The 8,840-nt window shown below is 58.0% G+C and carries 8 protein-coding genes; 6 read left to right on the forward strand and 2 right to left on the reverse strand.

The window, feature by feature from the left end:
* Positions 1-31 precede the first annotated feature (31 nt).
* Positions 32-370, forward strand: coding sequence for a nitrogen regulatory protein P-II (glnB, locus tag CBW22_RS24360; protein WP_007886217.1), 339 nt, complete (start codon positions 32-34; stop codon positions 368-370).
* 51 nt (positions 371-421) lie between these two features.
* Here the strand turns inward: glnB and hmpA are convergent, their stop codons facing one another.
* Positions 422-1,606: an NO-inducible flavohemoprotein gene (gene hmpA, locus CBW22_RS24365; protein WP_088518108.1), complete on the reverse strand. Its 1,185-nt coding sequence runs from the start codon at positions 1,604-1,606 to the stop codon at positions 422-424.
* Between the two features lie 336 nt (positions 1,607-1,942).
* Here hmpA and glyA point away from each other — a divergent pair, with 336 nt between their 5' ends.
* Positions 1,943-3,196 (forward strand): serine hydroxymethyltransferase, encoded by a 1,254-nt coding sequence (gene glyA, locus CBW22_RS24370; protein ID WP_021506540.1) that lies wholly within the window; start codon positions 1,943-1,945, stop codon positions 3,194-3,196.
* A gap of 124 nt (positions 3,197-3,320) precedes the next feature.
* The gene (locus tag CBW22_RS24375) at positions 3,321-4,457 is read left to right on the forward strand and encodes a 3-phenylpropionate MFS transporter (RefSeq protein WP_088518109.1); all 1,137 of its coding nucleotides are present in this window, start codon (positions 3,321-3,323) and stop codon (positions 4,455-4,457) included.
* Here CBW22_RS24375 and csiE read toward each other — a convergent pair.
* Entirely contained in the window at positions 4,454-5,722 is a 1,269-nt protein-coding gene (csiE, locus tag CBW22_RS24380) for a stationary phase inducible protein CsiE (RefSeq protein ID WP_058770857.1), read from the reverse strand. The genes CBW22_RS24375 and csiE overlap by 4 nt on opposite strands.
* 158 nt (positions 5,723-5,880) lie before the next feature.
* On the opposite strand from csiE, the gene CBW22_RS24385 reads away from it, so the two are divergent.
* From CBW22_RS24385 to CBW22_RS24395, 3 genes are all read left to right on the forward strand, one after another.
* On the forward strand, positions 5,881-6,507 hold the full coding sequence (locus tag CBW22_RS24385; protein ID WP_088518110.1) for a DUF1007 family protein: 627 nt from the start codon (positions 5,881-5,883) through the stop codon (positions 6,505-6,507).
* Positions 6,498-7,475, forward strand: a complete 978-nt coding sequence (locus tag CBW22_RS24390; RefSeq protein ID WP_088518111.1) for a nickel/cobalt transporter — start codon at positions 6,498-6,500, stop codon at positions 7,473-7,475. Before CBW22_RS24385 ends, CBW22_RS24390 begins: the two co-directional genes overlap by 10 nt.
* Positions 7,476-7,675: 200 nt before the next feature.
* On the forward strand, positions 7,676-8,689 hold the full coding sequence (locus CBW22_RS24395) for a YrzE family protein (RefSeq protein WP_088518112.1): 1,014 nt from the start codon (positions 7,676-7,678) through the stop codon (positions 8,687-8,689).
* Positions 8,690-8,840 lie beyond the last annotated feature (151 nt).

Here is an 8,840-nt window from a genome sequence, read left to right on the forward strand (position 1 = left end):
CATCATGGAGGGAGCGAAAAAAGGATCTGTGATGAAAAAGATCGATGCAATTATCAAACCATTCAAACTCGATGATGTGCGTGAAGCCTTAGCAGAAGTGGGCATCACCGGGATGACGGTCAGCGAAGTGAAAGGCTTCGGACGTCAGAAAGGCCACACCGAGCTGTATCGCGGTGCCGAATACATGGTCGATTTTCTGCCAAAAGTGAAAATCGAGATGGTGGTGGGCGATGATATCGTCGATACCTGCGTAGAAACCATCATGAAAACCGCGCAGACCGGTAAAATCGGCGACGGCAAAATCTTTGTCTTTGACGTGGCGCGCGTCGTGCGTATTCGTACCGGCGAGGAAGACGAAGAGGCCATCTGAGCCCTTCGCTCCTCACCAGACACAAAGCCTGCCGCGTGCAGGCTTTTTCATTTACAGCACTTTGTGCGGACCGAACACTTCGTAGTGAATGCGGTCGGCGCTGATGCCGGCGTCGGTCAGCTGGCGCGCAACAAACTGCATGAATGCCAGCGGGCCGCAAATCCAGAACTGACCCTCGGGCTGGGTCAGTGCGGTTGAGACGGTGGCTAAATCCATCAGACCCTGCGCGTCGTAACGTCCCGCGTCGTCAGCTTGCGGCTGGCGATACCAGACGTGGCGGCTAAAGCGCGGCAGTTGCGCACCCAGCGCCGCGACCTCATCAGCAAACGCGTGCTGCGCGCCGTTTTCGGCGGCGTGCAGCCAGCATACTGCGGCCGGATGCTGCTGCTCCGCCAGGCTGGCCAGCATGGCTAACAGCGGCGTTTGCCCGACGCCGGCTGAGATCAGCGTCACCGGCGTCTGCGCTGCTGCCTGCAGGAAGAAATCCCCGGCCGGCGCGGCGCACTGCACGATATCGCCAACCTTCGCATGCTGATGCAGCCAGCCGGAGACGCTGCCCTGCGCTTCGTGCTTCACTGCAATGCGATAGGCTTTGCCATCCGGCAGATGCGTCAGCGAATACTGGCGGTGCTGAATGTAGTCGCTGTCCGCCGGGCGCAGACTGAGGGTCAGATACTGGCCGGGCAGGAAGTCCGCCACCGGCTCTCCATCATTCGGCACCAGCTCAATGCTTTTGATCACCGAGCTCTGCGCGGTAATCGCACGGATACGAAAATCGCGCGCGCCGCGCCAGCCGCCGACCTTTTCTTCCGACGCACGGTAAATCGCTGCTTCACGCTGGATAAACACCTCAGCCAGCACGCCATAGGCTTTGCCCCACGCCGCCAGTACTTCATCGCCTGGATTGAGCAGCTCTTTAATCGTCGCCAGCAGGTTTTCCCCGACAATCGCGTACTGCGCCGGCTGAATATTCAGGCTGGCATGCTTCTGTGCAATTTTCTCCACCGCCGGCAGCAGCACCGCAAGATTTTCCAGGTTGCTGCCGTACGCGCAGATCGCGTTAAACAGCGCTTCACGCTGATTGCCGCTGCGCTGGTTGTTCATGTTAAACACGTTCTTCAGCTCGGGATGCTGCGTCAGCATCCGCTGATAAAAGTGACCGGTCAGCTGCGGGCCGAGTTGAGCAATCGCGGGCAGGGTAGATTTCACGGTGGCGATGGTTTGCGCGTCAAGCATGGGCTGATCCTCAGAGTAATTTTAAACATGTATTTTAAATGCATGTTATGCCTGTTGCCGCGCACTGTAAATCCCCCGTTTTGTCTGGGGTGACGAGTGTCAATCTGCTGGCGGGCGCGCAAAGCTGAAAAATTTTCCCGCTGCTGATGAACAAATCTCCGGTTTTCTTCCCCGGCTAAAAAGCGTAAAAATCCCGTGCCAGCGCCTTGCCAATCGTTTGCGTAAAAAGAGGGGATTGGCGCTATCGTCACCTGGCAAAACCGTTTACACTGTTGGCCTTCGCCCCCAGCCGGGGCTTAAACTGCCGTTAAAAAGTTGCTGAGTCAGGAGATGCGGATGTTAAAGCGTGATATGAACATTGCCGATTATGATGCCGAGTTGTGGCAGGCTATGGAGCAGGAGAAGGTGCGTCAGGAAGAGCACATTGAACTGATTGCTTCGGAAAACTACACCAGCCCACGCGTTATGCAGGCGCAAGGTTCACAGCTCACCAACAAATATGCCGAAGGCTATCCGGGCAAACGCTACTACGGCGGATGTGAATATGTGGATATCGTTGAGCAGCTGGCGATCGATCGCGCCAAAGCGCTGTTCGGCGCGGATTACGCTAACGTGCAGCCGCACTCCGGCTCCCAGGCTAACTTCGCGGTGTACACCGCGCTGCTGCAGCCGGGCGACACCATTCTGGGCATGAACCTGGCACACGGTGGTCACCTGACCCACGGTTCGCCGGTCAACCTGTCCGGTAAGCTGTACAACGTTATCCCTTACGGCATCGATGAAACCGGCAAAATCAATTACGAAGAGCTGGCCGAACTGGCGCAGACCCACAAGCCAAAAATGATCGTGGGCGGCTTCTCTGCTTACTCTGGCGTGTGCGACTGGGCCAAAATGCGTGAAATCGCCGACAGCATCGGCGCCTGGCTGTTTGTTGATATGGCCCACGTTGCCGGTCTGATCGCTGCTGATGTGTATCCGAACCCGGTACCGCACGCGCACATCGTGACCTCGACCACGCACAAAACGCTGGCCGGCCCGCGCGGTGGCCTGATCCTGGCGAAAAACGGCGACGAAGAGCTGTACAAGAAACTGAACTCCGCGGTGTTCCCGGGTGGTCAGGGCGGCCCACTGATGCATGTTATCGCCGGTAAAGCCGTCGCGTTCAAAGAAGCCATGGAGCCGGAGTTCAAGGCTTATCAGCAGCAGGTCGCGAAGAACGCCAAAGCGATGGTGGAAGTGCTGCTGGAGCGCGGTTACAACATCGTCTCAGGCGGTACTTACAACCACCTGTTCCTGATCGATCTGGTGAGCAAAGGTCTGACCGGTAAAGAGGCGGATGCCGCTCTGGGCCGCGCTAACATCACCGTGAACAAAAACAGCGTACCTAACGATCCGAAGAGCCCGTTTGTGACCTCCGGTGTGCGTATCGGTACGCCAGCAGTGACCCGTCGCGGCTTCAAAGAAGCGGAAGTGCGCGAGCTGGCGGGCTGGATCGCTGACGTTCTCGACAACATCAACGACGAAGCCACTATCGAGCGCACCAAACAGAAAGTGCTGGATATCTGTGCCCGTCTGCCGGTTTATGCCTGATAAGCGCTAAACCCGCAGTGTGAAGAAGGATGGCGCAAGCCATCCTTTTTTTATTCCCTTTCGCAGGCGGCTTTGAGAAAGTAACGGCCATTCCGCGCACGGCGGAGCGTCAACAGGAGGAAACATGACCATCGGATCGGCAAGGTGGCTGGGACTGAGCTACTTCACCTACTTTTTCTGCTATGGCATCTATCTGCCGTTCTGGAGCGTGTGGCTGAAAGGCAACGGGCTGGATGCGGAAAAAATTGGCCTGCTGCTCGGCTGTGGCATGGTGGCGCGCTTTGCCGGCAGCCTGTTGATTGCTTCGCAGGTGAAAAATCCAGCGCAGCTGATTGTTGCGCTGCGCCTGCTGGCGCTGGCGACCTGTCTGTTCGCGCTCGGTTTCTGGCTCGGCAGTCAGTGGCTATGGCTGCTGCTGGTGATGATTGGTTTTAACCTGTTCTTCTCGCCGTTGGTGCCGCTGAGTGATGCGCTGGCGGCCACCTGGACACAGCAAATCGGGCTGGCCTATGGTCCGGTACGGCTGTGGGGCTCGCTGGCGTTTGTTATCAGCTCGGCGCTTACCGGTATGCTGGTCAGCGCCTGGTCATCGCAGGTGATTCTGCTGCTGCTGAGCGCAGGCGCGCTGGCGATGCTGTCCGGCATGCTGCTGCCGCCACAAACCCGACCGCAGGGTGAGCTACGCCAGGGCGCGAGCGGTGGCTGGGCGGCGTGGCGCGACCTGCTGCGCGAAAACAGCGTCTGGCGCTTCATGCTGTGCGTAACGCTAATGCAGGGCGCGCACGCCGCGTATTACAGCTTCAGTGCTATCTGGTGGCAGGAAGCGGGCTACTCCGCGTCGGTCGTGGGCTACCTGTGGTCGCTGGGCGTGGTGGCCGAAATCGTGATTTTTGCCCTGAGTAACCGGCTGTTTCGCCGCTGGAGCGCGCGCGATCTGCTGCTGCTGTCCGGCGTATGCGCGCTGGTGCGCTGGACGCTGCTGGGTGCCAGCACAGCGCTACCGCTGTTGATTGTGGCGCAGATTCTGCACTGCGGCAGCTTTACCGTCTGCCATCTGGCGGCGATGCGCTTTATCGCCGCGCGTAAAGGCGCAGAGGTGATTCGTCTGCAGTCGCTCTATTCGGCGCTGGCAATGGGCGGCGGCATCGCGGTGATGACGATGGTTTGCGGCGTGCTGTTTACTCACCTGCACGGCCAGCTGTTCTGGGTGATGGCGCTGGTGGCGCTGCCGGCGCTGTTCCTGCGGCCACGCGCGGCTTAAGACTCCAGCAGCTGACGAATGCGCTGCTGCTGGTGATCGCTCAGCGGCAGCTCAGCGTGGATCAGCGGCGGCGAGTAGAGCGGCAGGGCGGTGGCGTAGGGCGTCACCACCAGCGCCACATCGCGCGGTGCGCCTTCACGCTGAAAGTGCAGCATATCCTGATAGGTAATATTGATCGGCAGCAGCATCATTTCCCGCAGCTGCTGCTCCAGCAGCTGTTCCAGCGCCGCGTCAGCGCCGGTCAGTAACAGCACCTGTTTCTCCTGTAGCGCGCTCTCCTGCATCAGCCAGCCACCAAACTGCACCGCCACCAGGCTCACTTCTTCCGCGCTAAACTGCGTGCCGAAATCGCTGCTGAAGTGCTGCAGCGCGCGCGCCGTGGTGCGCAGCAGGCGCGGATAGAGACGCGCCACGTCCAGCGCCACGCTGTTATCAATGCCGATAGCAAAGTGGCTGCGATCCAGCGCCTGCGCCAGGTGAGTATAGAGCTGTAGCTTCAGCTGCTGCTGATTTTTGATGCGCGTCTGCGCCAGTTGCTCAAAGCGGGCAATCAGCGCTTCCACCGCGGCCATCAGCTTGTGTGCCTGACTGTCCGCCAGCTGGCTGCCGTCGGGCGCGTGAATCAGGCTGAACAGCAGCGTCCAGAAATCGGTTTCGCTGACGTCCGGTGCCAGATGGCAACGTTTCTGCCAGTGATGGATCACGTCATCCGCTGCGCTACGTTCAATCTTCGCCGCCAGCCAGGCGCGCTGGCGCTCGCTGAACAGCGCCGTCTGACGCTGACACAGCGCATATTTCATGAAGATTTGCAGAAACAGCCGGTCGCGCGGCGTGAAATCGCGCGCCAGTCGCAGGCTGCAGTGCTGGATCAGCGCCTGCAGATTGGTTTCATCCCACAGTGCTTTCTCGATTTTCAGCACCTTCAGCCGCTGGCGCAGTGCCGGCGCAAAATGCGTGCAGACGAAATCCTGCGACAGGCGCAGCGCGCGGCGCAGCCAGTGCAGCAGGCACAGACGCCGGTCCAGTTCCGTGCCATGAATGCGAAAGCTGCCATCCACCATCTGGTGTAATTCCAGCTGGTGAAAGCGCTGTATCTCATCTCCGACATCCGCGATATCCTGTCGGGCGACAACAGGGTCCACGCCATTCAACTGGCAGAGCTTTTCAAGCGTTAACGCGGGAGCAGGCAGAAACAGCAGCAACAGCAGATGGCAACGACGCTGGGCGCGGCTGAAGAGGGGAGCAGTAGAATGCGCTGAACTCATCAATCGTGTTATCCGCAGGTCATTTTTCAGCTAAGAATAGCCAACTCCACGCGCTGACCCTGGCCTTTGTCATGACTTTTGTTCAGAGCTTCAGGGCGGGTCACAGTTTTTTCTGGCCCGGTATCCTTCTGACTTTAAAATTTGTTACTTTATAACATATGAAAATTGCGCTCGTTAGCTTTACGCTGTTGTTCAACGGCGCCGTGTGGGCGCATCCACACAGCTTTATTGATATGCAGACCGAACTGCTCGGTAAGGACAATCATCTCAGCGCGATGAAGATGGTATGGACCATGGACGAGATCACCTCCGCCGATCTGCTGTACGATGCCGGCAACGCCAAACCCGGCGAGGTGGTGTGGAAAAAGCTGGCGGCACAGGTAATGGCCAATGTGCTGGGCCAGCACTATTTTACCGAAGTGTGGCAGGATAAAAATCGGGTGAAATTTCTCAACCTGCCGCAGGAGTATCAGCTGTCGCGCAAGGGCAATAAAGCGGTGCTGGAGTTCATTGTGCCGTTCGGCGAACCGCAGTCGTTAAGCGCCAGGCAATACCGCATCCAGACCTTCGATCCCAGTTACTTTGTTGATATGTATTATGACAATCCGCAAGCCATCACCATGGATGAGACCGTGAAAGCCCATTGCCAGTTTGACTTACACACGCCCAAACCGGATGACTCGCTAAAACAGTACGCGCTGTCGCTGGATAAAGCTGACGCACCGCCCGAGGATATGGATCTCGGCCAGCAGTTTGCCCAGACGGTAACCCTGACATGTCGTTGATTTCACTGCCTGGCGCTTCCCGTCGCTGGTGGCCGCTGTGGCTGCTGGCTGCGCTGCTGATTTCTGCGGGCGGGATGCTGTGGCTGCACTGGCCGCAGATTCTGCTGCAAAGCGTATTGTGGCAGAAGGTTCTGCACCGTGAGATGACGCAGCTCCTGCAACAGGTGGCGCAGCAGCCGCAGCAGGCCGGTGTCACGCTGATGCTGTTTAGCCTTGCCTACGGCGTGCTGCATGCGCTGGGGCCGGGCCACGGCAAAGTGGTGATCAGCACCTTTCTCGCTACCCATCCGGCGCAGCTGAAAACCAGCATGAAGCTGACGCTGCTGGCGGCGCTGTTGCAGGGCACGGTGGCGATTGCTCTGGTGACGCTGATGCTGGTGGTGCTGCAAACCTCGTCGCGCCAGCTGCATCTCACCAGTTACTGGCTGGAGAAAGGTAGCTATTTGCTGGTGATGGCGCTCGGCGTCTGGGTGGGCTGGCGCGCGCTGCAGGGGTTACGCCGCGCGTTCCGTCCGGCGACCGGGCTCCAGATTCGCGCGGTACGGCCACATCATCAGCATCATGCTGACTGCGGCTGCGGTCATGCCCACCTGCCGAGCGCGCAACAGCTGGCCGGTGCGGTGAGCGGCAGAACCCAGGCGCTGGTGGTGCTGTCGATGGGGCTGCGGCCCTGTTCCGGTGCCATCATGATGCTGTTGTTTGCCAAAGTGATTGGCGTATATGGCTGGGGCGTGGCCTCGGCGCTGACCATGGCGCTGGGCACCGCGCTCACCGTGTCGCTGCTGGGTTTGCTGGTGCAGCGCTCGCGCGTGCTGGCGGTGCGCCTCGGCAGGGTCAGCAGCAGAGGGACTGCGCAGTGGTTGTTGCCGGCCGTGATGCTGGCTGGCAGCCTGCTGTTGCTGCTGGCCGGCTTTATTTTATGGCACAGTGCTACGCCCGGCTTCGGTGGCGGTCTGCGTCCTTTTTAATTAATACGCTTTAAAAAATAAGCGCAGCATATTCCCTGAATATGCTGCGTTTTTTTTGCCCGCGACGCAGACTTTAATTTCTCTTGCCCGACGATCTGGTGAAAAGAGTTTTCTCTGTCTACGCTAGATAATATCAAAAAGGACAGGGTGTGCTCTTATATGCGTTACTCTTTATCGTCAATGTTTGTGAGGAAATAAATATGCCTGAAACCTGGACTAATAATGGCAGCACGGAAACGGTGGTGGAAACGCACGGCGGTTTACCGTTGAAACGCATTTCCTGGAGTGCCGTATTTGCAGGGGTGATTGCGGCATTAATCATTCATATTTTACTGGGGCTGCTGGGAACCGCGATCGGCGCCACGACCATCGATCCCCAGCAGGAACAAAATCCGCTGGAACATCTGGGGACCGGGGCGCTGATTTGGACCGGGGCCAGCATGCTGATTGCGCTGGCGGTCGGTAGCTACGTTGCCGGACGGCTGGCTCAGCGCGAAGGTGCGCTGCACGGTCTGCTGATGTTTGGTGTCAGTACCCTGATTACGCTGTGGCTGGCGATTTCACTTGCCAGCGGTATTATCGGCGGCGCCTTTAATATTTTAGGCTCCGGTTTTAATGCCCTGGGGAACGGTATTTCTGCGGTAGCGCCATCGGTGACCAATATGGCGAAAGAGAAGCTGCAGGAAAATAATATCAATCTGGATGATTTGCAAAATGAATTGCAAACCACGCTGCGTCAGACCGGCAAACCGGAACTGCAGCCGGAAAATTTACAGCAGGATGTAAATAGCGAAGCGAATAATGCGCAAAACCAGGCGAAACAGACGGCACAGAATCCACAGAATGCCGACAATGATATTGCCAATTGGATCCGTGGTGTACTGAGTCGTCATGCCGATACGCTGCAGGCTGCAGACCGTGATGCGCTGAAAAACATTATTAAAGCGCGGACCGGAAAAAGCGATCAGGAAGCGGAGCAGATCGTTAATCAGACTGAGCAGAGCTATCAACAGGCGATGCAGAAATATCAGCACCTGAAGCAGGAAGCGGAGCAGAAAGCGCGTGAAGCCGCAGAGAAAGCCGCGGCGGCAACGGCGAAAGCCAGCTGGTTTGCCTTCTTCATGATGCTGATCGAGGCGGTGCTGGCGGCGGTCCTCGGTGGTGTCGGTCGGCGTACCCAGCCGCGCACCGTGTTAACCCACGAGCGTCGCTAATAACGTCGGTAATAAAAAAGGCGGCTGATTTAGCCTAATGCCGATCAGTTAAGACAAAAATGATCGGTTGAACGATCCGGTCGCTGTGTGAAAATCCGTAATCTCTCATGGATGATTACGGATTTTTTTATGCTCCTCAGCCAGGCCCTTG

This window comes from Pantoea sp. VS1, from assembly GCF_002207995.1.
In the GTDB taxonomy this organism is placed as follows: domain Bacteria; phylum Pseudomonadota; class Gammaproteobacteria; order Enterobacterales; family Enterobacteriaceae; genus Pantoea; species Pantoea dispersa.